This is a genomic window from Thermogemmatispora onikobensis (genome assembly GCF_001748285.1).
Lineage (GTDB): Bacteria > Chloroflexota > Ktedonobacteria > Ktedonobacterales > Ktedonobacteraceae > Thermogemmatispora > Thermogemmatispora onikobensis.
Map to the genome: position 1 here is coordinate 181,823 of NZ_BDGT01000006.1, position 22,990 is coordinate 204,812.

A 22,990-nucleotide genomic window follows, 5' to 3' on the forward strand; every position below is an offset into this window, starting at 1 on the left:
CCTTTGGCGCGGGGCGGGAAGGGGAAAGGCCGGGCGAGCTAACCTTAGCCCTTATCCGTTTCCGGTAGCACGGGCAGGGGACGCACCCAGCGGATCTGCAAGTGACTGGCGCAGAGCGGACAGCGCCGCTCGGCAGGCAGAGGCACGGCGATCAGCGCCATATAGCGCCAGGCGCCGTCTAGATTGCGCTCCCATATCAAGCTACAATCGGGACAGACATGACGTTCCCAGATCACCATTACGATTGTGCTTTCCAGAGAAGCTGGCCGCTTCTCTTGTCTTTTACCTATTGGTTGCCATCTGGACGAAAGCGGCCCCTGTTGTCTGCGGGCCGCTCTTGGGCGTCGTGGCAGCGCTGGATCAACGTTGCCTCTCGGCAGATGGTATTAGCGAATAGTATAGCAGATCCCGGCTGAAAAAGGAACCATAGCTTGCTCTACAGCGATCGAAAGGTGTGGTCCCCGACAGCGACAAACTCCACTCTGACGACGGACGCTGATGCCGGGATGTGGCGCGTCTTCCTCTTTCTCTGGACCTGCCCCTGCTGCACTGGCGCGCTGAACCAACCGCCAGGCGCCGGACGGCGCGGCCCGGCGTGGTGTGGCCTCTGGCTGGCAATATCGCAAGGCCCCGTCAGGGTCGGGGGCTGCCGCGCTGCCAGCCAGGCGAAGCTTTTCCCACGCTGCGGCTCCCGCTCGATGGTGATAGAGCGAGCTAGGCGGATGAGGAAGACAGCAGGGCCTGCAGCAGCAGCGTGCCATCGGGCGTGCCCAGGCCCGTACAGGCATCCCAACCGGGGCCGGCGCTGTAGCCGCCGTTGTTGCCGCTGGTCACGTCGCGCAGCGCCTTCTGCTGCAACAATTGGGTGTAATGCTGATAGAGGAAGGGGTTCAGGTAACCAAGGGGCTGGCCGCGCCGCTGATTGAGCAGGGCAATCAGGCCGGCCCACAGGGGAGCCACCGCGCTGGTGCCGCCGACGGAAGTGCTCTGGCCATCGACGAGGATCTGGTAGCCTGTCTGCGGGTCTGCGTTGCCGGCCACATCGGGTACGCCGCGCCCCTGGTGCTGGTCGTTAATCGATGGGGGAACATGAGCGTTCATCTGCCAGGCGGGGAGCGGAAACACATCGCTGATGCCGCCGCCGGTCGCACCATCGCCGCTGGTAGCCTCGTTCCAGACCACCTCACTGACAACCTGACTGCCCTGGGCCTCCAGGCGGGTGCCGCCGCAGCCAAGCACATAAGGACTGGAGGCCGGAAAATCCACATGGGCCTTCTGATCGTTGACCCCATCACTTGAGCCGTTATCGCCGGCAGCTACACAGATTGTGATCCCCAGGGAGGCCGCGGTCTGAAAGGCCGCGTTCATGGTGGTCAGTGCCTGGCGCGTCCAGCTTCCCTCGGGGGCGCCCCAGCTGATGGAGAGCACCGACGGCGCATTCGTAGTATCGTGGATGGCCTGGGTGATAGCATCCAGAAAGCCGCGCTCAGTATTGGGGGCGAAGTAGACAGCGATGCGGGCCGCGGGAGCGATGGCGCCGGCGATCTCGATATCGAGGGCGACCTCGCCATCCGCGCTGTTGGGGTCGCCTGTTGGACTATTCTCGCCACCGTCGACAGAGACGCTGACGACCGTCGGCGGCTTCAGCGCGAGCTGCTGGAAGTAGGTTGTCAGGTCCTCACTGCTGTAGCCTCCTCCCAGCTCGATCAGCGCGATACACTGACCGCTGCCGGTCAGATCGCGTGGAAAATCATAGAGCTGGGCCACCTGCAGCGGGGTATAGCTAACGGTGGCGGTTCCTACCAGCGCGCTGGCCCCGGCAGGCGAGGCAAAGCGCAGGTGGGGCTGGGCCTGGGGACGATCGTCCAGTCCAAAGACCCCGACCACAATTGATGCCAGCTCTTGGGGAATGTGCAGGGGACCGGAGCGCCCGCGGAACGTCTGCCCCTCGTGCTCGTAATAGTGCAGCTCGGTGCCAAAGGCCGAACAGAACTGGCTCACGGTGCCGCCCAATACCAGCCGGCGGGCCGCAGGATCGACCGCCAGCACGCTCAGCTGATGGGTGTGAGCGAAGGCTTCCACCCTGGCAATGTCCTCTGGACTGGCGCGATGCTGGGCCAGATACTCCTCTCGGCTCAGGCGCTGGCCCGGCTGGCTGAAGTGGTGCTCTAACTGAGCGACCAGGGTGCTCCCCGCGGGATCTCTGAGATAGACGCTGACCTCGAGGCGCTCGTTGGGATCAGCCGGCCCGATCTGCCGGGCCTGAGCGGGGAGATGACGCTCACTGCCGGCCAGTCGTGTGAATCCTTTAGGAATCTCGGGCATGGTCTCTTTCCTTCCGTCCTCTCATCACAACGTTCCCTTTCTGGGGACGCGCTAAACTTCCTGCAAACAAGACGCTCGTACCCCCTCTTCGTAGATGGTGACTTCTTGCCTCTCAGCCGCGGGAAGAATATGCTCCTTTCTTCTTACACGGTCTGCAGCCGCAGACGGATCAGAAGATCGTTCAGGCCCGCTTGTGCCTGTGCATCTGGCTTAACAGGGAGAACGCTGCTCTCCACAGATTGCTCCAGATCGCCCAACAGGCGCCTCCACTCCTCCTCGTAAAGGGCGACAGCGCCCTCCTCTAGCTGGGCTTTCTCGCCGCCGGCCTGCTTGCGCGTGATCAGGTCCGCCACAGATGAGAACCGGAACACTTCGTTGAGGCGCTTCAGATTCGCCTCCAGCTCTCCAGTGCGCACCAGGTGCAGACCAGTCAAAATGATGCGATAGATGGAGAGTACCAACTTGATAGAAGGAGGCTGTTTGTGGCTGGCCTGTTTCAGACAACTGCGAGCGAAGCCTAGATAGTGGTAGGCGTAGTAGCGTGTAACGCAGCGCATGGCCAGCGCCTTCAGCTCTTCGTGCTCGGGCGTGGTGTGAAGCACCAGCGGCGAGTAAATGGCTTCCAGAATGTTTCCATTCTTGTCCAGCAGCAGCCTAAAGCATTTGCGGACATCGTACGTCACCAGATCGACTTCCGCTCCGTCGTCGTTGGAGTGCTGTTCGAGGGTCTCTGCTCCCTCGTGCAGCCCGATTACTTCGTGCAGCGGCAGAATATGGGCGCCGCGCAGGTCGTAGTCGGAATCGGGCGACGCGAATCCGTAGAGATGTGACCCGCTCAGTGTGATGAAGAGCAGCGGATAGCGCTGCCGTGCTAGCGTAGCCCTGAGCCGTTCGAGTTGTTCTTCCTGCATGTGTTTCTCCTTCCATTCCGCATCATGATCGCGCTTAGGCTCTCTGTTGCACCTGGAGGAGAGGCGATACAGATCTTCCCGCTCTGGCAGGCCGGGCTGCCCGATCTTTCTCTCATCCATTCCCTCTTGGGCTGAGGCTGAGGCTCCTCTGACTGCCAGTCAACCACGAGCTCATGCCTGGCGACGAAACCGGGCCAGGAAGGGCAGAGCACCTAACCCGTCGCCACCGCATCGCTTCTGGCACGGGGCTGTGGAGGCGAGTAGGCAGAGGAGCAGGCAAAGCTGCTTCGCAAAGGCGAGGCGCAGGAAACATCGGGGATCGCATGCAAAGGCAGGCACGGAGCTTGCAGTTCCAAGTACAACGCTGAATAGATTCCTTTCCACTTTTGACTCTCTTGCTTAAGATAGCACTTTTAGCGATCTTTGTCAAGGAAAGTCCACCTCTCAAGCTAGTGTTCCAATGGCGGGCACCAGCACGCCGCGGCCTAGATCGTAGAAGGTGTAGAAGCGGTCTAACGCTTAAAAATGTTGAGCAGAGCAGCACCAGTACCAGTAGAAGAGAGACGAAAAGAGCGCGCTGACGGCCAGTTTGTTCCATCAAAGACCTCCAGATCCGATCTCAATGCTGAAGGACACTTCACGGTGTGAAGCAAGTCTACGGCAGACAGCGGAGTGCCCACCTGCAGGTTCTGGGTCTTCTCTCCTGGTTTCTCCCTGGCGGGCGGTCTCAGCCGTAGCAGAGCAGGAGAGAGCAGCGCGGGCGTGGTGCGGTCAGCCGCTAGTTAGCGAGGCCACCCTGGGCCAGGCCGGAGCGGAAGTAGCGCTGGGCGAAAAAGAAGATCAGCATCAGCGGGATCGAGACGATTACCGAGGAGGCGGCAAAGATTCCCCACGGTGTGCGGAAATCGCTCTGCAGGCTGTAGAGGCCCAGAAGAAAGGTCAGATTGCTGCCGTTAGCATTGGCGTTCAGGACCAGATTGGCCAGGGCGAACTCATTCCAGCCCGTCATAAAGGTAAAGAGGGCCGCGACCGCCAGCGGTAAGACAATGTGCCAGAAAGCCTGGAGCGGCGTGGCGCCGTCCAGTAAGGCTGCCTGCTCCAGCTCGATCGGCAATCCATCGAGATAGGATTTCGTGTTCCAGCAGCAGAAGACTATCGCACCGGCTGAGTAGATCAGCACCAGACCAAGCAGGTTGTTGAGGAGATGCAGCGCATTCAGCAGCAGATAATACGCTGTCAGCGCCAGCAGGCCCGGGAAAGCCTGCAGCGTCAGCAGCGCGCGCAGCGTCAACTCGCGGCCAGCGAAGCGGAAGCGTGCCAGCGCATAGGCGCCGCTCGTTGAACAGACCAATCCGCAGAGAGCCGTCAGACCGCAAACCAGCAAGGTATTGCCGATCCAGTTCAGCAGCGGCTCCTGCGTAAAAGCCGTCACATAGTTGGCGAAAGTAAAATGAACCGGGAAGAGATGCAGATCAGTAGTATAGAGATTCTGCGCTCCGGCGAACGAAGCCTGGATCACATAGTAAAGAGGAAAGAGCGCGAAGACCGCCATCACCACCAGGAAGGCGTAGATGCTAATCAGTCCCAGGCGAGCGCTGAGACCGGCGGCCCGCCGGGCCTGCAGCCGCTTCGCTTGCTCCCTTGCAGGGGTACTGAAAGCGGCAGGCTGCTGCTCTTAGTGCAGCACCGGGCAATTGCTGGCTCATGCTTATGCCTCCCTGACGCGGCTCGTCTGTGGAGACCGTGCGCCCAGGCCAGAACCCAGGTAGGTCAGGGCCGCGAGGATAACAAACAGCGTGATTGCGAAGGCGGCGATAAAGCCGTAGTGTGGGTTGGCTACCGTAGCCCCCAGGATGCGATTGTGCATATAGATCATGACAAATTCCGTGGCCCCCGGTTTCAGGGCGCTGACCACCGGTCCCCCTTGTGTGATCAGAAAGACCGTATTAAACATCTGGAAAGTCGTAATGGCGCTCAGAATAGTGGCGGGCACCAGAGCTGGAGTCACCAGCGGCAAGGTCACGTGGCGAAAATACTGCCAGGGGCCGGCCCCGTCGATCCGTGCCGCCTCACGCAGCTCGCCGGGAATGCCCTGCAGTGCACCCAGGATGACCACCGTGCGATGCGGTAGCGCACGCGCGTGCTGGCTGGCCGGGGATGCGAGCCAGCCAGTGGGTAATATAGCCAGCGTGCGGGTCCCAGGTCACGCGGGCGCGCTCCATCGGGAGGACGGTCGAGGAGCGTTCGGGACGGCTGCCGTCGACGGTGTAGTAGAGCGCGGCGCGTTCAATGGGCACTTCCTCACCGCTGGTGGCCCAGACTTCGACTGGCTCGCCGGGGAGAGGAGCCGCGGGCAGAATGGTGTTATCGTGGCGAAATTGGCTGCGTTGAGCTGTCCAGCGGATGAGGATCTCGCTCAGGGGCAGGTCGCCGGGGACCGCTGCCATCTGCTCGGCGCTTGGTTGCGAGGGCGCTTCATCTGTGGCCGACTCAAAGATCTCTGGCATAGTGACTTTCCTACCTACCTCATTAGTTGCAACTAGGGCGCGGTGTTGTTCGCCTCGTGTGAAGTCGCTTCGATCTCGGCGCTCACGATAGCCCGTAAGCGCTTGAGCATGGCGATCAGATGCCGCTCTTCGTCGCGGCTCAAGACGCTGAAACGGCGGCGAATGGCCTCTTCAATGGCGGCCTGGGCCTCGCGGCGCCGGGCGATGCCTGCGGCTGTCAGGGTGACACGCTGTGAACGGCGATCGCCGGGGTCAGGGCTACGGCTTATCAACCCCTCGCTTTCCAGGTAATCTACCAGGCGAGTAACCGTGCTCCGTTCGCACAGCAGGCGTTCGCTGAGATCCGTCAGCCGCCAGCCCTCGTCAGGGTCGAGCAGGAGCAGGGCATTATATTGCAGCGTGTTCAGTCGGAACTGACGCAGGACCAGGCGGTCGGCGTGGTCAAGCAGCAAGCTCAGCTCTTGGAAGAGACGGTAGTCCTGGTAGTCATCCATGCGCTTGGCGTGTCCCTTTCCCTCTGTAGCGCGGCTCGCGGGTTTGGCGCGTCGCCAGGCGAGGCCGCAATTTGTTGCGGATGCAATTGTTGCGATAGATATTGTTTCATAGGAAAGTATATCGGGGAAGTGCCCTATTGTCAAGCTTTTGTACAAGAGCGGCTTGCTCGGCGGCATCCTGGAAGCAGTGATCGCGAGCCGCAGGCTGCTGGGGAAAGAGGCTCCAGTTGCTGGGGGCGCAGCTGTGCCCCACTGAAAGGGGGATCATCAGTGCTCCCAGCATCCAGTGCGTGGGGCCAGGCACGGAGGGAGAGCTTATGACGACGGGTGGGACAAAAGAAAGAGCAGGAGCTCCGGCTCCTGCTGAAAGGAGTGTCTGGTTGGCCTGATCGTGGTTGGGCGGAGCTCAAGAGGAGGCCGCGGTGAGCAGCCAGCGGCGAGCCTCCTCAGCGTGGAGGAGCTGAGGCTGGCCGTCCTCACCGAGGTCGATCCAGGCGACGCGGACGGTTTCCAATCCCTGGGCGCCGTGCAAGCGGGCCTGGCGGAGGCGGGCGCCGGAGAGATTGGCGTTCTTGAGGCGAGCGCCGGAGAGATTGGCGGCCTCGAGCCGGGCCTGGCGCAAGTCGGCCTGTTCCAGATCGGCGTCCGAGAGATCGGCCTCGCGTAGATCAGCGGCCCAAAAGTCCGTGCCCCCCCGGATGCGGCGCAGGCTGGCCTGGCGGAGGCGGGCACGGGAGCAGTCGGCCCCGCTCAGATCCGCCTCATCCAGGACGGCTTGGACGAAGCAGGCCCCCGCGGCGTGCGCTTGCACCAACGAGGCATACTCCAGTCGGGAGCCAGTGAGATCGGCCCCCTCCAACCAGGCCTCGTCAAGGAGCGAGCGCGAGAGATCGCAGGCCTGGAGCTGGGCGTCAGTCAGCCCTCTGCCGCTGAGGTCAAGCTCGCGCAGGTCGGCCTGGCGAAGGACGAGGCGGCGCCCGGCGCGACCGCGGCTTTGCAGCCAGCGCTCGTGGGCCAGGATCTGGGCATGCAGGTCAGGGGGAAGGAAACAGAGGATCAAGGGAACACCTCCTTGGATCAACTGAGTGGTTGGTGGGTCAGGTGGGCTGCTGCGGATGGGACGCCTCCTTGGGTGGGAGGTGGATCTGCTGCTGGAAGAGGGCCTGATAGGCGGAGGAGTAGTAGGCGGCTTCGAGGGAGGTTTCGAAGTGGGCGAGGAGATGCTGGGACTCGTCGGGGTGACCGAAGCCGCGGCCTTCCTGGGAGAGGGCCAGCAGGTCCTCGGGGGTGTAGAAGGGGTGGGAGGAGTGGCTGCAGTCGTCGACGAGGCAGGGCCAGCGGGCAGCGAACTGGCAGCAGAGCTGGAGGCAGAGCTGCTCGCTTTGGGGGGTGCTGGGGAAGACGAGCAGGAGGCGGGTCTGGCTGGGCTGGCCGAGGATCTGGCGGAGGGCGGGCGGCTCCAGCTCAGCGAGGGGAGGGAGGGCATGGAGGTAGATGCGGACGAAGGCCGTCTCGCGGGTCAGCAGGTAGGTGAAGAAGGGGTCGAGTGGGTGGGCGCCGGCCTGTAGCAGGAAGGCCTCGAGTTCAACATCTGGGATGGAGGCGCTGGAGAAGAGCAAGACGGTAGTGGACATAGGTGGTGGACATGCAGGTGGAGGAAGAGGTCCTCTGGGGATTGGACCACGGCGACGCGCTCGAGGGAGAGGTAGTGGACGAGCCTGGCGGGGAAATGCGGGGCATAGAGGATCACCTGTTGGGAAGAGGAGGCTTGGCTGCGGTAGATCCCGAGCTCCTTTTCGGGGATGGTGCGATCGAGGGAGACCATGATCAGGGCCTTGGGCAGGACGAGGTCGAGGATGGCAGGGCCGTAGTAGCGGTCGGTGACGGGGTGGCAGAAGGCGAGCAGGGAGCCCAGGAGGGCCTGGGCGAGCAGGCCTTTGAGGCGTACGAGGGTCTGGAGCCGGGGAGCGCTGGGATGGGTGTAGGAGGAGGCGGCGCGGATCTGGGCATAGAGCTGGTAGAGCTGCTGGGGGGTGAGGCCCAGCCAGTCGGTGCCGTTCTGGAGGGCGGCCTTGAGGCGGTTGAGGAGGAGGGAGAGGGAGGCGAGGCCGGTGTGCCAGTCAGCCTGCAGGAGGGAGGAGATTTCCTCCTGGGAGAAGCCGGCTTGCTGCAGGAGTTCGCCGGCGGTGACCGAGGGGCGGGGGATGGAAGCCGAGAGCAGCCAGCGGCGGGCCTGCGCGCCGTGGAGGAGCAGGGGGGGCCATCGTCCTCGCTGATGTCGATCCAGTCAGCCTGGACGGTGTCGAGGTCACGAGCGCCGAGGAGGGAGGCGCTGCCCAGGCGGGCGCCGGTGAGGTCGGCGCAGGTGAGGATGGCGCCGGTGAGCAGGGCCTGCTGCAGGTTGGCGCCGCGCAGGTTGGCTGCCTCCAGGCAGGCCGAACTCAGAAGCGCTCCACGCAGACGGGCCTCGGAGAGGTCTGCGGCCTGCAAATCGGCCTCTATGAGGTTCACGCGGAGGCCATGTAGGCGGCGCAGGTGGGCCTGGCGCAGACGAGCGCAGGAGCAGTCGGCCTTGACCAGGTTGGCCTCATCCAGGGAGGCTTGGTCGAAGCAAGCTCCCTCGGCATGTGCGTAACTCAGCTCGGCTCCCTGCAGTTGGGAGCCGGTCAGATCGGCAGCGGTGAGCCAGCTATCGCAGAGGTTGGCGCCTGAGAGGTTGCAGTGTCTCAGCTGGGCGAAGGAGAGCAGGCGGTTGCTGAGGTCAAGCTCGTGGAGATCGGCCTGGGGGAGGCGCAGGCGGTGACCGGCGCTGCCGCGGCTGTTGAGCCAGCGCTCATGGGCCTGCAGCTGCTCCTCCAGGTCGGCTGGCAACGGGTGAGTCGTCATCAGGCTTGCTCCTTCTCGCTGGTCAGCTAGTTTGCTCTTCGGGAACAATGGCCTTTCATGACCGTGAATGTATCTCAGAAACCCTGTAGCAGGCAAGAGAGGCCTTATTTCTAGATGCGGCGCAGCGCCTTCCCGCCGCGCTCCTGGCGCAGGCTGCTGATCCGCAGGTCTTGGCGGATGCACAGAAGCAGCGTCAGATCGTACAAGCGGTCACACAGGTCCTGGTGGCGTAGAACGGGGCTGGCTCTGGACAGGGGCAGGATCTGACTCGCCTGACGGCCCAGGCGACGGCTCTCTGCACGCAGATCTTCGAGGCTGCGCGGCACGCCCTGGCGGATGGCCTGCAGCCAGGCTTTCTGGTCCTGCTGGGAATGAGCGTTGTTGTAGTGTTGCTGCTGACGCTGCTCTTAAAAGATGTGCCACTGCGCGGGCGTGCAGAGCGACCAGCAGGGCAGACGACAGACAGGTGGCAAGGTACCAACCCGACCAGTTGCTGGCTTGCGCCGTGGCTCCATAGCGCTGTAACCCATCGAGCGGCCAGGGGGATCAAGGTCGCGGCCACTGGCCTGCAGACGCTGATCGAGGACCGCTCTTGCGACAGTCCCTGATCCCATCATAGGGTCGAGTACAGCGCTGCCAGTAGGAAAGCGCCTCAGCTCGCGCGGGGTCACCTCGGGGGCTATACGTGCCGGAAATGGGTGCGAAAGCTCCAAATCTATCATGATGACAGCCCTGACTGGTCCTTTCCTCGGCCCAGTGCAACACAAAAGGTCCTTTGCCGGCTGGGTCTCTTGCTGTCCTGCCCTGACTACGGCTGTCTGCACCTCGCTCTGGTAGGGAGGGCGCTCTTCGCTCACATATTGCAGTAAGAAAGAGAGACAGCTTGGTTGTGGTATACCATGCCTTCCAGTTGCTTGCCTGGCCTGTCCTACATCAAGGGAGGCGGGCATGTCAGTTGTCAAGGATGGCAAGATGCATCTGTTGCAAGCGCACAGGATCAATAATGGTAGTGAGGGCAATGATCTTGCCTTTACTGATCACAGGGATGCCAACGGCGCGCAGCTTGCCATAGGGGGCCACGATGATTCCCACAGAGCCGTTTACCAGTGCCGTTCCGCAGGACCAGAAAAGCTGAGTATGCTTCACAATCAGTGTGGCCGCCGCTGCCGAGCCGTGCAGCTCTCTCCCCGCTCCCGCTGACAGGGCCTGGGATTCGATACGGAAGACGACATCCGGGTCGAGCACAGTGAGAAGCTCATCAAGAGATCCCTCGCGGGCGGCGGTGAGGAAGGCTTCTATCACTTCTCGTTGTGCGACCAACTCCGCATCTTGCACCGGGGCCCCTCCCCGCACCCTGCGACGTGCACGGCTGGCGAGCTGCCGGGTCGCTGCCTCCGAGCGTCCCACCAGTGGTGCGATCTCATCGAAAGGAACGGCGAAGATGTCGTGCAACACGAAAGCGAGGCGTTCGGCGGGCGTGAGCCTATCGAGTACCACGAGCAGAGCTAAGCCAATCGCATCGGCCAGCTCCACCTCTTGCACCGGGTCGCTCGATTGGGACCCGCCTAACATGGCTTCCAGATCCGTGACTTTGGCTTCCAGGGAGTCCTCGGGCCGAGACTTGCGGACACGCAGCATGTTGAGGCAGATGCGCGCCACCGTTGTCGTTAGCCATCCTCCCAGGTTTGAGATGGTGCTCGTGTCGGAACGGCTCAGATGAAGCCAGGACTCCTGCACGGCATCCTCCGCTTCAGAGAGTGAGCCGAGCATGCGGTAGGCTAGTGCTCGCAAGCGAGGGCGCTCTGCCTCAAATTGGGTGGCTAGCCAGTTAGAGGTGTTCATCGTCGGTCACATTTCCTGATTTCTTTGTGTCATAAGTATGACACAGAAAGCCTGACGAGTGTGACAGGAAGAGGCACTTCTGCATCCGCCTCTCTGCGGTGAGTTTGACAGCATGAAGCGCCATCCATCGAGTCAGACATTTCCGATTGGTGTCATGTTTTTCGGGAGGATGAGCAATATGGAGAGTTAGCGCGAACACGTCTTTGTGCCGCTTGCATCGAGGATACCGGCTTTTATAGATAGGGAATCCATACGACCGGCTGGCAGGTTCTCCCGTCTATACTTCTTTTGCGCAGATCGCACTCTCAGGGGACCAGCATGGCAGCACAGGTATTCTGTTGCAGCACCCGGTTGGGATGATGACCTATCGACCGGTTGACATTATCACAAAAGCTGAGCACAGACCTATCAACGAATTGAGATCGTGCGTTTTCATTTCTCAGAGAGGGAAACATGATATATCAGTGGCTTGTCTTCGCTCATATCCTGGGCATTTTCGGCTTCCTGATCGCTCACGGTGCTGTTGCTGCTGTAACCTTCGCTTTACCCAGACAGCGAGAGGTCGAGCGTATTCGTGTTCTGCTTGATCTATCCAAAAGTGTCTCTGTGGTCGCCAATGCCTCTCTGCTGGTGCTCCTTGCTGCCGGCGTCGCCGCCGGCTTCATGGGCAAATGGTGGGGGCAGGGCTGGATTTGGACCGCCCTGGCCTTGTTCGTTCTGATGAGCGTCTCCATGTCATTGCTCGGCTCGCGTCCGCTCAATCCTGTCCGTCGGCTCGTATATGGCAGCAAACCATCGCGCTCTGGGACAAGTGGTCAGATCTCTCCAGATCCGTCTGCAGAGAAGCAGCTTACCGATCTGCTGGCTGCCACTCATCCCTGGCTCCTCACGGTGATTGGCGGTGGTGGCATGGCCTTGATCCTCTGGCTGATGATATTCAAGCCGTTCTAACTGATTAGAGAGAGGGGATCAGCGCATCTGAACATTGAACATGGGTGAGGGCCTTGTTCCAAGGCGTGGATGCGCTGACCCCGACTCTGAAATGATGATGCCCCCTGTATCACTAGCAGCTGGCCCTGAGAAGTGCCGCAGCACTAAAGGTGCGCAGGTCGCTTTGTTGCGACTCATCAGACCAGTAGTGGACCAAGGCCACCATAAGCATGATTTCTGATGGATGGGCCGTGCCGACCCGACGGCTTTTTCCCGCAGGTCGGCACAAGCGGCACGAGAAGAAGAAAGAAGAAGCACGGATCTGCAATGGACAAGACGAGCGCTCCCAGACCGTGCAGCCTGGGGGCCTGGGGAGCTGTCACGCCCGCTGATCCAGGATCAACGTGAGCAGCTCCGGGTCATCGGGGATCAGTCCGACAGCGGCCAGGCGCGGGACCAGCTCCGCCCAGCCTGGTTTGCTGGCAAAGACCTCTCGAAGCAGGACCAGCGCCTGCGGGACCTCGCCGGCCTGCAGCAGGATCGCCGTCCCGCGAAACTTGAGATCTGCGTTGTCAGGGTCAAGTGCAAGGGCCTGCCGGAACAGCCTGACCGCCTCATCGGGCCGCTGCGCCAGCAGCCGCTCGTTACTCTGCTCGAATAGGAGCCAGGCTTTACGGATAGTGGCCAGGCGCCTTAATTCTTCAACAGGGCGAGGATGATCGTCGACGCGCAGGTCGAAAAGGCGTTCGCGCCACGGCTGCTCTGTCCGCCTGCCCGAGACGATCACCAGTCCTGCTGCTTGCTGACCACGAATGTCACCGCCTGCGGCCTGGGCCGCCTCCAGGGCGGCAAGCAGGCGATCGCAGAGGTCACCTGTGCTCTCCTCGTAGGCTCGCTTCATAGCTGGCCAGATGCCATCGTTGACCATCATATTGGCCTGGACTGCGAAGCCATCGCCGCTCAGGTGGCCGGCAGCCGCCACGCAGCGCTTTCCCGTGTGAACGGCGACGCCTCCCTGGGCATCCACCAGAGCAACCTGGCGGATCTCGCGCTCCTCATCACGCTGGAGCAGGCGCTCCAGCGCCTGAGCGGCACTCAATCCTTCCCGCAGCAGAGCCAGCCCCTCGGGCCCGTAGTCCGTATTGACAAAGGCTTGCGTAGCAACCGCACCCACGCCTGCCTCGGCCCAGGGAACCACGTTTCCGACGCCGAAGTAGTACGATTGCACGGCAACACCAAGCTGCCCGGAGGCGCCATCGCGGGCTACAATGGAATAGGTGTGAGCCAACGGCTCACAGCAGAGCAAAGAAGAGCGATCCATATGCTGTCTGTCCTTTCCGACTCTGTTGGAACTATGAGGATGAGGCCGCTCCAGCCTGCGCTACGCCCTGCTCTTCGGCGTCAGCGACTGACCGCCTGCTCAGCTGCAGCCAGAGCGCAGCGGCCAGAAAGCAGGCCGCTCCCAGCGGGCCATAGGGGATCACATGGGTTGTACCAAAGAGCATGGCGGCAAGCGCGAGCAGGGCCGCTGCGGGACGCCAGCGGTTGAGTGCCAGCACAGCGACAGCAACGACACCCACAGCTCCCCACCAGAGCAGCGTACCTGAGCTGCCAGTGGCAACACCCCAGCCAACGAGGGCAAAGCCGGCCACCGCCAGCGCAGTGACAGCCAGCCGCCGGCCCGCTGGGGTGATAGCGACTGCCGCCGCGAGCAGGCCGATGCCCCAGGCGACGGAGCCAAGCGTGGCCAGAGCGTTGGCCGTGTCGCTGGCCCAGTAAGCTTGAATAATAGGTTCGACGACGGCCAGCTGTGGCGCAGGGAGAGAGCGAGCAGACTGAACCAGGGTCCCGGTGCCAAGGCCCACCATCGCGTCAAAGGCGGCATAGAGGGGAATAAATGCCGCGATGGCGCCCCTGCTTACTGTGACCGCCAGACCGCGCCAGTCCGCCGTCAGCAGATAGGCGGCCAGACCCAGCAGAGGGAAGGCGGCCAGATTAAGGAAGTGCAGCGCCAGCCACCAGCCCCCCTGATGCAGCAGGGCATGGTAGACGGTGGGATAGGCCGAGACGACAGGATGCGCAAGATTGATCGTCCCCACGAGGATAGGCGCCCCAAAGAGGACAATCTGGCGCAATAGCTTCGGCATGAGCCACTCCTTCTTGAGAGATGATATGACATGAGCGATGACATGCTTCTAAAACCACTCTCAAGAGAGCGTAACAGCCGTCCTTTAGGCGCACATCGTCAGAAATGACTGACTTCGTCGTGACTCCGGGAACGATCAGCGACGAGGGTGGAATAGTCAAAATTGACCAGAGCTGCCTATGCCCGATCTGGCCTAATCCAGCAGGCCATGACGAATAGCGAAGACAGCGGCAGCCGCGCGGTTATCAAGCCCGGTCTTGTTGAAGATGCTGCGCAGATGATTGGCGACCGTGCGCTCACTGATCACCAGGATCTCTGCGATCTGGCGATTGCTCTTTCCCTGAGCGACAAAGCGCAGGACCTGGACTTCGCGTCGGCTCAGGCCCGCCGGCAGAGGCGGCAAGGTCGGGCGAGTGAGGCTTGCGGCCTGCTCACGTTGACAGGCCCACTCCTGCCATTGGTGCTGCAAGAGCTGTACCAGGGCAGGGTTACCTGTACTATTGCTCAAGGCAACAGCTTCCTCCAGAAGCGCGCGGGCCTGGGCTATCCCCTGCGAACCATCGCGCGCAAGCACGAGGAAAGACTGCGTTCCCAGGGTCGCAGCCAGCTCGAAGGAGAGGCCAAGGCGCCTGGCAGCCGCCTCTGCGCGGGCGAGATGAGCCTCGGCGGCAGCGGTCTCCCCCGTCAGGAGGGCCAGCGCGCCAAGGAGACGATCGACCAGAAACGAATGGAACTGACCGCGAAAAGGAAGCAGGCGGGGATAGAGGCGTGTGGCCCAGCTCTGGTCAGCGAGCACAGCGCTGGTGGCGGCCATGAAGCAAAGGGCGTGGGCCAGGGGCATAGACTCCTCTGGCAGCGAGGCTACGAGCGCCTCCAGCTCGACGAGGCAGACCTGCGCCTCCTGCTGTTTGCCCTGGATAGCCTGGACAAAGCCGAGGCCACCAAGCCACCAGGCCAGCGACTGGGGGGCGTGCTGGCGATACCAGGCGAGAGCCGCCTTGATGAGGTCCTCAGCCTCAGCCAGCTTCCCCCGCGGGGCCAGGAGCAGACCACGGGTCCACTGCAGCAGCGCCGCTGGCTCGGGGCTGGCGAGCTGCTCAACGATCAACTGGCTCCTGGCCAGGGCCTCCTCGGCCTCGGGCCACTGGCTGTGCAGGGCATAGCTAGAGGCCAGATGGGTATAGAGGTGCCGCAGCTGATAGGGGTCATGGCAACGGCGAGCGTACTCAAGCCAGAGAGGAAACAGCTGGGCGCGTCGGTCGAGTGCGCCATGCCAGCCATAGGCCATCGTCAGGCAAGCACAGCATTCCGAGACCTCCAGCGCCTCGCCGAGAGAGCGCCAATGAGAGAGCCTGCTCCAGTAGCGGCAGGCCGCGCTCCATCTGATTGCAGCGGACCAGTAGATTGCCCAGGGCCCGGCAGGCAGCCGCTTCGAGCCGTTGCTCGCCAAGCTGGCGAGAGAGAGCGAGGGCGTGCTCGAGGCAAGTGCGGGCCTCCTCTTGCTGGTGCAGGCTCAGTATCAGCAGTGAACCCAGCTCGACCAGGGCCTCGACGGTCTCGGCTGTGGTCTGGGCCGAGAGCGCTGTGGCGGCCTGCTCCAGGGCCAGACGGGCCGAAGCGATTCGCTCCTGGCGCCAGTAGGCGCGACCCAGGCCCAGCGCGGCGCAGCCGGCCACATACTGGTTGGCGCGACGGCGTCCCCACTCTTGGGCACCTTGGAAGGCGTCGATGGCCTCCTGCCAGGCGGCGGCCAGGAGGGCTGCCCTGCCCAGTTCGAGGAGCCAGGGACCACGACGAGGATCGTCCGCGCTGAGGAGCTGCAAGGCCATATGCTGGTGAGCCATCGCTTCCGCTGGAGCATAGGTCTGCAGTGCCTGCTGGGCGGCGCGCTGGGAATAGGCGGCGCCACGTCCGGTATCGCCGCTGCGCGCAAAATGAAAAGCCTGCTCTGCCAGCTGCTGTGCGCTGGCAGGGGCATGGAGGGGGGGCTGGCGTTGCTCCAGCTCCTGGCCGATGCGTGTGTGCAGACGCAGACGGCGTACCGCTCTCACCTCCTGATAGAGGCACTCGCGGATGGTGTCGTGGCTGAAAGCAAAGTGAGCGGGGGCGGCGGCAGCGGTCGCAGGAAGCTGATGGATCAGCCGGGCCTGCCTGGCCTCGTGTAGGAGCTCCTCTACGCTCTCTTCGTCCAGCTCTGTGACCCTGGCCAACAGGGTCGCATCAAATGTCCGGCCAATGATCGACGCACTGCGCAGCAGCTCGACTGTGGCCGGAGCCAGGCGGGCCAGTCGCTGGCGAACGGCGTTCAGAATACTGGACGGCAGCAAAGAAGGATTGGGAGCGAGCAGACAGAAGGCGCCGCCGTCCTCTTTTTGGGCAATGACCCCGCTTTCAAGCCAGCCGCGGAGCAGTTCCTCGGCCAGGAACGGGTTGCCCTCGCTCTGAGCGGCCAGCAGGCTACTGACGGCAGGATCAACAGTGGCACCCAGGTAGCCCGAGGCCAGCTCGGCCACCGCTTCGGCGGTCAGCGGGCCCAGGATCATGGTAGTGAGCAGGCGCAGACGCTCTAGCTCGGCCAGGGCGCGCTCGAAAGCGGAGCGGTGCATGATCTCGCCTTCACGATAGGCTCCCAGAATCAGCAAGCGCGCCGTGGGCTGGTGCTGGGCCAGGTGGCAGAGCAGGTCAAGGCTAGCCTGATCGGACCAGTGGAGGTCATCCAGCACCAGGAGTAAGGGCCGAGGGGTAGCGATCGCCTTCAAGAAGAGGCCTGTGGCCTCGAAGAGACGGAGGCGGGCCTGTTCGGGAGGCAGTGGGTAGCTACTGGCGGACTCCCCCAGGCGCAGGGACAGTTCGGGCAGGATGGTCGCCAGGACGGAGGCCATTGCGCCGGCCTGGGGGCGTAGCTCGTCCGCGGGCGCGCTGCGGATGTGCTGACCGAGCGCCTCCAGGAACGGCAGGTAGGGAGGCATTCCCTCGGTGCCGGAAGCTCCGCCCTGGAGCACCGTTGTGCCTTGCTGGCGGGCGCAGCGAGCCATCTCGCGTAAGAGGCGTGTCTTGCCGATCCCTGGTTCGCCGGCGATGAGCGCCACCTGCAGGCCACCAGCGCGGCTCTGCTCCTCAAGGCTGCGCAGCCTGGCCAGCTCACGATCACGCCCGACCAGGGCCGCTTCTTCATGGGTCAAACCATGTTGCAGCATGCTCCTGCTCTCTGCTTTCTCTCAGCAGCCTGCTCCTGTTGTCTGGAACACGTCGCATCTCACCCGTTCTGCCAGCAAAAAGCGTACTCGATATGGGAACGAAAAGCAAGTCTGGCGCTCTCTGATGACAGCACCGAGGAGCGCCTTTCTGCCAGCCCGACAGGCAGATCTCAGGCTGCATTCCTGCTGGTTGACTGCCTACCTCTTATTAATGTGGTCGAAATTTTTATGTCGTTTGGCATGGTGAAATGGAGCAGCGAGGATTGCTATTGATTTGAATAGGTTTAAGTAAGGAAATATTCGTCTGATCTATCTTTTGTAATGCAGAGTTTATTTAGAGACGGAAAATATTGACTTTTATCTAGTGAGACTATAGAGTAAGATTATGTCAGGGTTATCCTTTTGATGAGTCTCACCTCGTGGCGAACAGCGTAGTTTTGCGCGTACCAGGGCACTGTGCTGTGCTGCCTGGCCACAGGCAGAGCCAGGTCGAAGGTGCCAGGCGAAAGGATACCGATCATGAAAGCGGTTGTCTACAAGGGACCTTTTCAGGTGGCGGTCGAACAGGTTCCTGATCCCACCATTCAGCACCCCAATGACGTCATTGTGCGCATTACCTCAACCTGCATCTGTGGCTCGGATCTGCACATGTACGAGGGTCGCACGGCTGCCCCGCCGGGCCTCATCTTTGGTCACGAAAACCTGGGCATCGTCGAAGAGGTAGGCTCGGCGGTCACGACGCTCAAAAAGGGCGACCGGGTGGTGATGCCCTTCAACGTCGCTTGTGGCTTCTGCAAAAACTGCGAAAGGGGCTTTACTGGCTTCTGCCTGACCGTCAATCCCGGCTTCGCTGGTGGCGCCTATGGTTATGTGGCAATGGGGCCTTATCCTGGTGGGCAGGCAGAATATTTGCGAGTACCCTATGCGGACTTTAATGCGCTCAAGCTGCCACCCGGGACCGAGCACGAGGATGATTTTGCCCTCCTGGCCGATATCTTCCCCACGGGCTATCACGGGGCCGAGCTGGCGCAGGTCTCACCTGGGGAGACGGTGGCCATCTTCGGGGCCGGCCCAGTCGGAGCGATGGCCGCTTATAGCTGCCTGCTGCGTGGAGCTGCTGAGGTCTATGTCGTCGACCGGGTGCCGGAGCGCTTAAAGAAGATCGAGGAGATTGGTGCAATCCCGATTGACTTCAGCAAAGGGGACCCGGTCGAGCAGATTCGCGAGCGGCGCGGCGGCGATGGAGTGGACAAGGGCATTGATGCCGTTGGCTATCAGGCGATCCAGCCGGGTCAGGACAGCGAGGCCCCCTCTGCTGTTTTGGAGGCGCTCATCCGAGTCGTGAATCCCACTGGGATGCTGGGCATTCCTGGCCTCTACGTGCCGACCGATCCGGGAGGCGTTGATCCACATGCCAGGGAGGGGCGCCTGCTCATCTCCTTTGGCAAGCTGTTCGAAAAGGGGCTGCGCCTGGCCACGGGCCAGTGCAACGTCAAGCGCTATAATCGCTATCTGCGCGATCTGATTATCGCGGGACGGGCCAAGCCCAGCTTCATTGTCTCGCATCGGGTGCCGTTAGACGAGGCCCCGGTAGCTTATGAGAAGTTTGACAAGCGGGTCGAGGGCTATACCAAAGTAATCTTGAAGCCCTAGGTCTGGAACGATCTGTCTGTGGCGCGCTTGCTGCATCCGCTGCTGGGCAGGGGAGAGCTGCAGGGTGCCTCACCGGTATGCAATCCAGGTGAATAAGGGCAAGCATGAAAAGCCGCGCCATCTCGCCAGGCGGGCGCTGAGGGCGGTCATGCTTGCCCTTGTCGATCAGGCCCTGGGCACTCGCCAGGCGGGCGGTGTAGAGGTCGGCGGAGCGCGGTGCGAGCTAAGGGAGAGAGCTGTCTCAAGCGAATCGGCAGCCACCAGTCAGTGTGGCTACTTTGCCGCTTTCATGCCTGCTGGCTCTCCCTCTCCAATGCCTCCTGTAGAAAGGACAGAAGCTTATACCAGCAATCCTGTGATGCATGAGCGTTGAGGAGCGCGGTGCCTCCAAAAGCCACGATTGGCCCCCTGTCTGCCGCCGAGCCGCGGCTGACCCAAGGGGGGAGGGAAGGTACACCGTAGGGGCAGCAGATGAAGTGACCGGCGCCCTCATAGCGAAGATAGGTGCAGGAGTGGCTGAAACCGTGCTTCTCGAGGCGTGCTCTAATCCGCTCTGCGAACTGGCAGGAAGGCCAGACCTGATCATCGCTTCCAGCCACCAGCAGGATGGGGCCAGCGATACGCTCTACGGCGATACTGGCTCTGGCGATGGCCTCGGGATCAGCCTGCTGCAGCTGCTTCAGAAAGATCCTGGTGAGCCTGAAGGGCTTCCGCCGCAGCATACCCCACAGAAAGCTCACCACACTCAAAAAAGCGGCGAACTTGCCCGAAGAAGAGGCCGCCAGGTAAGGGAGGGCCTCACCGCAATATGTCCAGGCCGGCTCATTGACGCTGCGATAGCCTTTCAGGCCGGGCCAGAGAAGACTGCTGGGGGAGCCAGCGATGACAGCCTTCACCGCTGGAAAAGTAGATGCCAGGAGCAGGGCCAGCTCAGCCCCCCGGGAGAGGCCGCAGATTGCCAGGCGCGTACTGTCAATAGCCGGTTGATTTCCGAGCCAGCTGAAGGCCTGTTCAAAATATTCAAGAGGGATGGTAAGAAGATGAGGCGGACAATTTTCGACGCCGAAATAGGCCAGAGCAAAGGCTGCGAAGCCGTGAGAGGCCAGGAGCGCGGCGCTATGGGCATGGAAGCCGCCATCTGAGCCATTGAGCAGAATCACACAAGGGTGAGGTCCTGGCCCTGACGGAAGAAAGAGCGTTCCCACCATGTCCGGTCCCTCAAGGTTGATCCGCTGCACTCCTGGTGCTGCAAAGAGACGCTGGATGCGGGCCGAGGCGACCACCTGATCGTCGCATGTTGCATTGAGCGTAATGGTGAGGGGCGTAGCTGTGGTCTTCACAAAAAGGTGACTCTCGGCGGGATCTTGCAGTGTCATAGACCACAACAGGCCCAGTGCATCCACTCCCTCGTAGCTGCCTGCCAGCGGCGCCTGCTGGTTGACATCGACCGTTCCCTCCTCGTCAGCGACAAAGGTGGCCCATGATGCCCAGGAGCAGCGCCAGCCGTCGAGAGTGGAAGCGTGGAGCGTGACCTGCTGGCCTGGCTCCAGACCCTGTAGCTGGATAGAGAGTGGTGCGTCGGCAAGGCTCTCCTGCGGTTCAACCACCAGGCGAATGGGGGAAGGCACATCTTCCGTGACCATAGTGAGGCCCTCCTTTCAAGAACCGAGTTGTCAATAGTATAGGCCAGCACAGCTCAGTTGCCAAGTCTATTCAAGAAGCGCTGAGTGAAGGTTGTGATAAAGGCGATTTCCACGAGCAAGCCGATGACAGCCTCACAAGAAGCGAGCAGGGGTAAGGGACTATCCAGCGGGATGCCCCCGGGGATGAAGCCGCGCCCGTGAAAAGCTGACAGGCTCAACACCAGCGCTGCCCGCGGACTCAGGTGGGGTGTAGTCATCTTCTAGGCGATGGCCGGGGTCCTCCTCAAGGATTCGCTGCTCGCTCTTGGCCTGCTGGTCCTCCTCTTTGGCTTTGTGCTCTTCGCTGTCAGCAAGCTCCCAGTGCCCGAACGCTGCAACCTGAAGCAGGGGGGACTTGTGTTCCTGGCCCTGCTCATTGCTGTGCTGCTCATTCGCAACTTGCCCGCCTTTGGTGGGCTGGTGCTGCTGCTGGCCCTGCCTGGGGCGATCGTTGCCTTCCTCCTGGTGCGGCTCAAGGTCAGTCTCAGAATGGCGCTCTTCATCGGCGTGGTCGCCATTGGCCTGATTCTGGTGCTGCGCGAGGACCTGACCGATCTGATCAATCGGACAGTCGCGAACAATATGACCTTTAATGTTATTGCCATTGCGCAGGGGAGCGAGGCCGATAGGCTGGCTGCCGGCCTGTCCAGCCTTCCCGGTTGGCAGAAGAGCGTGCGTCGCCTTGACAGCAGGGTGATTCCTCTCAGCATTGATGGAATTCCCTTGCAGCAGCTTATTCCGGCGAATGCCGCCTTGAAGGGAAGGAGCATTCCCGCCAGGGCTATGATTGCCTGCCTGCTCTCTTGCTTGTCTCCTCGCAAGGGAGGCCATCAGTGTGCTCCCCTCTGCCTGGGTGGGGACGTTGCGGGCTAGGCCGGCTCGGCCTGCTCTGGCCTGCGTCCCCACTCTGTGGTCTCGAGTTGTTGTATCTGTCTTTCCCATAGGTGCAGCTCTCGACGCTGGGGCGGGCTAAGCTGCCCCTCAAATTGCTGGAGGATGGCAAGCAAACGGCTACCTTCCGCTGGAAGGCGCTGGGCCAGGGCCCGAGTGAGCAACAGCTTCCCATGTCGCCAGCCTTCTTGATGCTCTATGATCAGGTGATGAAGAAGCTGCAGTCTCTGCCAGGCTTGCCAGTCGGGTTCGGGCAGCACCTGGCCGGCTTCCAGCTCCAGGGCTGCGAGGCTGTGGGTGAGTACGAGGCGGCTCAGCTCGCGACGGAAGCGTTCGTCAGGATCGAGGAGCCTCCAGCCGACCTGCACGAGCAGGTGACGGATCTCCTCTTGTAAAGACACACTCTTCCCATCGCAGCTCAGGCGGACACCTGGCACCGTCAGCAGCGATGCCTTACGAAGGGACTCCTGCCCTGGCGCCCGCGCCGAGAAGTGGCTGAGTAGGTGAGCCAGCCAGGAAAGGGCCAGCCCTGGCTCGCTGGACCCCGGCAGCAGGTGGGCCAGGACCAGCAGCCACCAGGTAAGCGGCCCCTCCTGTCTGAAAAACCAGGCAACCAGACGCTCGTCAAAGGCGCGCTGGTCCAGACGCGCCAGCTCCTCCAGGCGGAGCTGATTCGACTGCAACTGTCTACAGGCCAGTTGCACCAGAGCTGGATGACCCCCAGTCAGCTCGTGCAGGCGCTCACTGGCGGCTGTGAGCCGTGCTGCGGCGGCGCCGGTCGCGCTGGTCTGGAGCGCACCCTCCTGAGCGAGCATGCGGCGGATCTCTTCGGCAGACCACGGAGGCAGGGTGACCGTCACGATCTCAGACTGCCGCCCCTTCCAGAGCGGCTGGTGCCAGTCAGGGGGCTGGCGGCTCGCAAGCACGGCCTTGACGCGGGGCAGGCCGAAGCGCTCGGGGAAGCGCCCGCCAGGAGCGAGCACGAGCGCCTGAGCGCTGGGGAGCAGCTGCTCCAGATGGTCAAAGAAGAGCAGCAGGGTGGGCCCCTCGGCGGGCAGGTGAGGCCGGAGGGCCTCAACATCTCGGGCCAGGGCCGTCCAGAGCTGCTCTCTCCTGTCCAGATCGATGAGCAACTGACGGCCTGATGATGAGAGCTGGCCTGTCCTCTGGAGCCTCTCCCAGATCGTGGCAAAGGTATGGGCTTGCCAGGGAGGGTATGCGGCCTGGAGCTGCTCGACGATTTGCCAGACGAGGGAGAGCTGATCATGCGCTGCCGCGCATAAGCCATCTACCCAGACGATGGGCAACCCGGGAAAACGCTGGCGGACGAGGGAGAGGCTGCTTTGCAGCAGCCGACTCTTGCCAAAGCCGCCGTGGGGATAGCCTGGTGCTGAGGAGGCTGGACTGAGCGCTGTGCTCGGGCTGCCATCGTGAAGCCAGAGCAGCCAGGGGCTTTTGGCCTGCGTGTGGGCCAACCAGCTCAGCAAGAAGGCTGAAAAGCGATGACGGTCTCCGTGCTTCATCGG

At 62.2% G+C, this 22,990-nt stretch carries 22 protein-coding genes; 4 read left to right on the forward strand and 18 right to left on the reverse strand.

All coding sequences use genetic code 11. The annotated features are described in order from the left end of the window. Nucleotides 1–44: 44 nt before the first annotated feature. The 8 genes from BGC09_RS04640 to BGC09_RS22750 form a co-directional block, all read right to left on the reverse strand. The gene (locus BGC09_RS04640; RefSeq protein WP_069802563.1) at nucleotides 45–239 is read right to left on the reverse strand and encodes a hypothetical protein; all 195 of its coding nucleotides are present in this window, start codon (nucleotides 237–239) and stop codon (nucleotides 45–47) included. A gap of 475 nt (nucleotides 240–714) precedes the next feature. Next, on the reverse strand, nucleotides 715–2,325 hold the full coding sequence (locus tag BGC09_RS04645; protein WP_069802565.1) for a S53 family peptidase: 1,611 nt from the start codon (nucleotides 2,323–2,325) through the stop codon (nucleotides 715–717). A gap of 143 nt (nucleotides 2,326–2,468) precedes the next feature. Next, nucleotides 2,469–3,236 carry a nucleotidyltransferase domain-containing protein gene (locus BGC09_RS04650; protein WP_069802648.1) on the reverse strand — a complete coding sequence of 256 codons (768 nt, stop codon included), beginning with the start codon at nucleotides 3,234–3,236 and terminating at the stop codon, nucleotides 2,469–2,471. A 778-nt stretch (nucleotides 3,237–4,014) separates the two neighbouring features. Then, nucleotides 4,015–4,788 carry a sugar ABC transporter permease gene (locus BGC09_RS04655; RefSeq protein WP_069802567.1) on the reverse strand — a complete coding sequence of 258 codons (774 nt, stop codon included), beginning with the start codon at nucleotides 4,786–4,788 and terminating at the stop codon, nucleotides 4,015–4,017. 156 nt (nucleotides 4,789–4,944) lie between these two features. Further along, nucleotides 4,945–5,352, reverse strand: a complete 408-nt coding sequence (locus BGC09_RS04660; RefSeq protein ID WP_069802569.1) for a carbohydrate ABC transporter permease — start codon at nucleotides 5,350–5,352, stop codon at nucleotides 4,945–4,947. Further along, the gene (locus tag BGC09_RS22480; RefSeq protein WP_069802571.1) at nucleotides 5,306–5,743 is read right to left on the reverse strand and encodes a hypothetical protein; all 438 of its coding nucleotides are present in this window, start codon (nucleotides 5,741–5,743) and stop codon (nucleotides 5,306–5,308) included. Before BGC09_RS22480 ends, BGC09_RS04660 begins: the two co-directional genes overlap by 47 nt. 32 nt (nucleotides 5,744–5,775) lie before the next feature. Further along, nucleotides 5,776–6,237 carry a MarR family winged helix-turn-helix transcriptional regulator gene (locus tag BGC09_RS04670; RefSeq protein WP_069802573.1) on the reverse strand — a complete coding sequence of 154 codons (462 nt, stop codon included), beginning with the start codon at nucleotides 6,235–6,237 and terminating at the stop codon, nucleotides 5,776–5,778. 406 nt (nucleotides 6,238–6,643) lie between these two features. Continuing rightward, on the reverse strand, nucleotides 6,644–7,297 hold the full coding sequence (locus BGC09_RS22750; RefSeq protein ID WP_069802575.1) for a pentapeptide repeat-containing protein: 654 nt from the start codon (nucleotides 7,295–7,297) through the stop codon (nucleotides 6,644–6,646). Between the two features lie 55 nt (nucleotides 7,298–7,352). Here BGC09_RS22750 and BGC09_RS22755 point away from each other — a divergent pair, with 55 nt between their 5' ends. Beyond that, nucleotides 7,353–7,805 (forward strand): hypothetical protein, encoded by a 453-nt coding sequence (locus BGC09_RS22755; RefSeq protein WP_176728840.1) that lies wholly within the window; start codon nucleotides 7,353–7,355, stop codon nucleotides 7,803–7,805. Nucleotides 7,806–8,064: 259 nt separating this feature from the next. Here BGC09_RS22755 and BGC09_RS22075 read toward each other — a convergent pair whose 3' ends face one another. The 3 genes from BGC09_RS22075 to BGC09_RS04700 form a co-directional block, all read right to left on the reverse strand. Then, nucleotides 8,065–9,123 (reverse strand): pentapeptide repeat-containing protein, encoded by a 1,059-nt coding sequence (locus tag BGC09_RS22075; protein ID WP_084657948.1) that lies wholly within the window; start codon nucleotides 9,121–9,123, stop codon nucleotides 8,065–8,067. Nucleotides 9,124–9,530: 407 nt separating this feature from the next. Beyond that, entirely contained in the window at nucleotides 9,531–9,845 is a 315-nt protein-coding gene (locus BGC09_RS22485; RefSeq protein WP_141727640.1) for a hypothetical protein, read from the reverse strand. Between the two features lie 229 nt (nucleotides 9,846–10,074). Next, complete coding sequence (locus tag BGC09_RS04700) at nucleotides 10,075–10,965, reverse strand: sigma-70 family RNA polymerase sigma factor (RefSeq protein ID WP_069802586.1); 891 nt, start codon at nucleotides 10,963–10,965, stop codon at nucleotides 10,075–10,077. Nucleotides 10,966–11,418: 453 nt separating this feature from the next. Here BGC09_RS04700 and BGC09_RS04705 point away from each other — a divergent pair, with 453 nt between their 5' ends. After that, nucleotides 11,419–11,916, forward strand: a complete 498-nt coding sequence (locus BGC09_RS04705; protein ID WP_069802588.1) for a hypothetical protein — start codon at nucleotides 11,419–11,421, stop codon at nucleotides 11,914–11,916. A 358-nt stretch (nucleotides 11,917–12,274) separates the two neighbouring features. Here the strand turns inward: BGC09_RS04705 and BGC09_RS04710 are convergent, their stop codons facing one another. From BGC09_RS04710 to BGC09_RS04725, 4 genes are all read right to left on the reverse strand, one after another. After that, nucleotides 12,275–13,216, reverse strand: a complete 942-nt coding sequence (locus BGC09_RS04710; RefSeq protein WP_069802590.1) for a DUF1028 domain-containing protein — start codon at nucleotides 13,214–13,216, stop codon at nucleotides 12,275–12,277. 31 nt (nucleotides 13,217–13,247) lie between these two features. Next, nucleotides 13,248–14,042, reverse strand: coding sequence for a hypothetical protein (locus tag BGC09_RS04715; protein ID WP_069802592.1), 795 nt, complete (start codon nucleotides 14,040–14,042; stop codon nucleotides 13,248–13,250). A gap of 192 nt (nucleotides 14,043–14,234) precedes the next feature. Then, nucleotides 14,235–15,329 carry a helix-turn-helix transcriptional regulator gene (locus BGC09_RS04720; RefSeq protein ID WP_069802594.1) on the reverse strand — a complete coding sequence of 365 codons (1,095 nt, stop codon included), beginning with the start codon at nucleotides 15,327–15,329 and terminating at the stop codon, nucleotides 14,235–14,237. Then, nucleotides 15,268–17,238 carry an ATP-binding protein gene (locus BGC09_RS04725; RefSeq protein ID WP_069802596.1) on the reverse strand — a complete coding sequence of 657 codons (1,971 nt, stop codon included), beginning with the start codon at nucleotides 17,236–17,238 and terminating at the stop codon, nucleotides 15,268–15,270. Before BGC09_RS04725 ends, BGC09_RS04720 begins: the two co-directional genes overlap by 62 nt. A gap of 519 nt (nucleotides 17,239–17,757) precedes the next feature. On the opposite strand from BGC09_RS04725, the gene BGC09_RS04730 reads away from it, so the two are divergent. Beyond that, nucleotides 17,758–18,891, forward strand: a complete 1,134-nt coding sequence (locus BGC09_RS04730) for a glutathione-independent formaldehyde dehydrogenase (RefSeq protein WP_069802598.1) — start codon at nucleotides 17,758–17,760, stop codon at nucleotides 18,889–18,891. A 287-nt stretch (nucleotides 18,892–19,178) separates the two neighbouring features. Here BGC09_RS04730 and BGC09_RS04735 read toward each other — a convergent pair whose 3' ends face one another. Together BGC09_RS04735 and BGC09_RS04740 are read right to left on the reverse strand one after the other, a co-directional pair. Next, nucleotides 19,179–20,534 (reverse strand): acyl-CoA thioesterase/bile acid-CoA:amino acid N-acyltransferase family protein, encoded by a 1,356-nt coding sequence (locus tag BGC09_RS04735; RefSeq protein ID WP_069802600.1) that lies wholly within the window; start codon nucleotides 20,532–20,534, stop codon nucleotides 19,179–19,181. A 53-nt stretch (nucleotides 20,535–20,587) separates the two neighbouring features. Then, complete coding sequence (locus BGC09_RS04740; RefSeq protein WP_069802602.1) at nucleotides 20,588–20,791, reverse strand: hypothetical protein; 204 nt, start codon at nucleotides 20,789–20,791, stop codon at nucleotides 20,588–20,590. Nucleotides 20,792–20,801: 10 nt separating this feature from the next. Here BGC09_RS04740 and BGC09_RS04745 point away from each other — a divergent pair, with 10 nt between their 5' ends. Then, complete coding sequence (locus tag BGC09_RS04745) at nucleotides 20,802–21,446, forward strand: hypothetical protein (RefSeq protein ID WP_069802604.1); 645 nt, start codon at nucleotides 20,802–20,804, stop codon at nucleotides 21,444–21,446. Here BGC09_RS04745 and BGC09_RS04750 read toward each other — a convergent pair. Beyond that, nucleotides 21,443–22,987 carry a hypothetical protein gene (locus tag BGC09_RS04750; RefSeq protein ID WP_069802606.1) on the reverse strand — a complete coding sequence of 515 codons (1,545 nt, stop codon included), beginning with the start codon at nucleotides 22,985–22,987 and terminating at the stop codon, nucleotides 21,443–21,445. The two genes, BGC09_RS04745 and BGC09_RS04750, sit on opposite strands and share 4 nt — an antisense overlap. Nucleotides 22,988–22,990 lie beyond the last annotated feature (3 nt).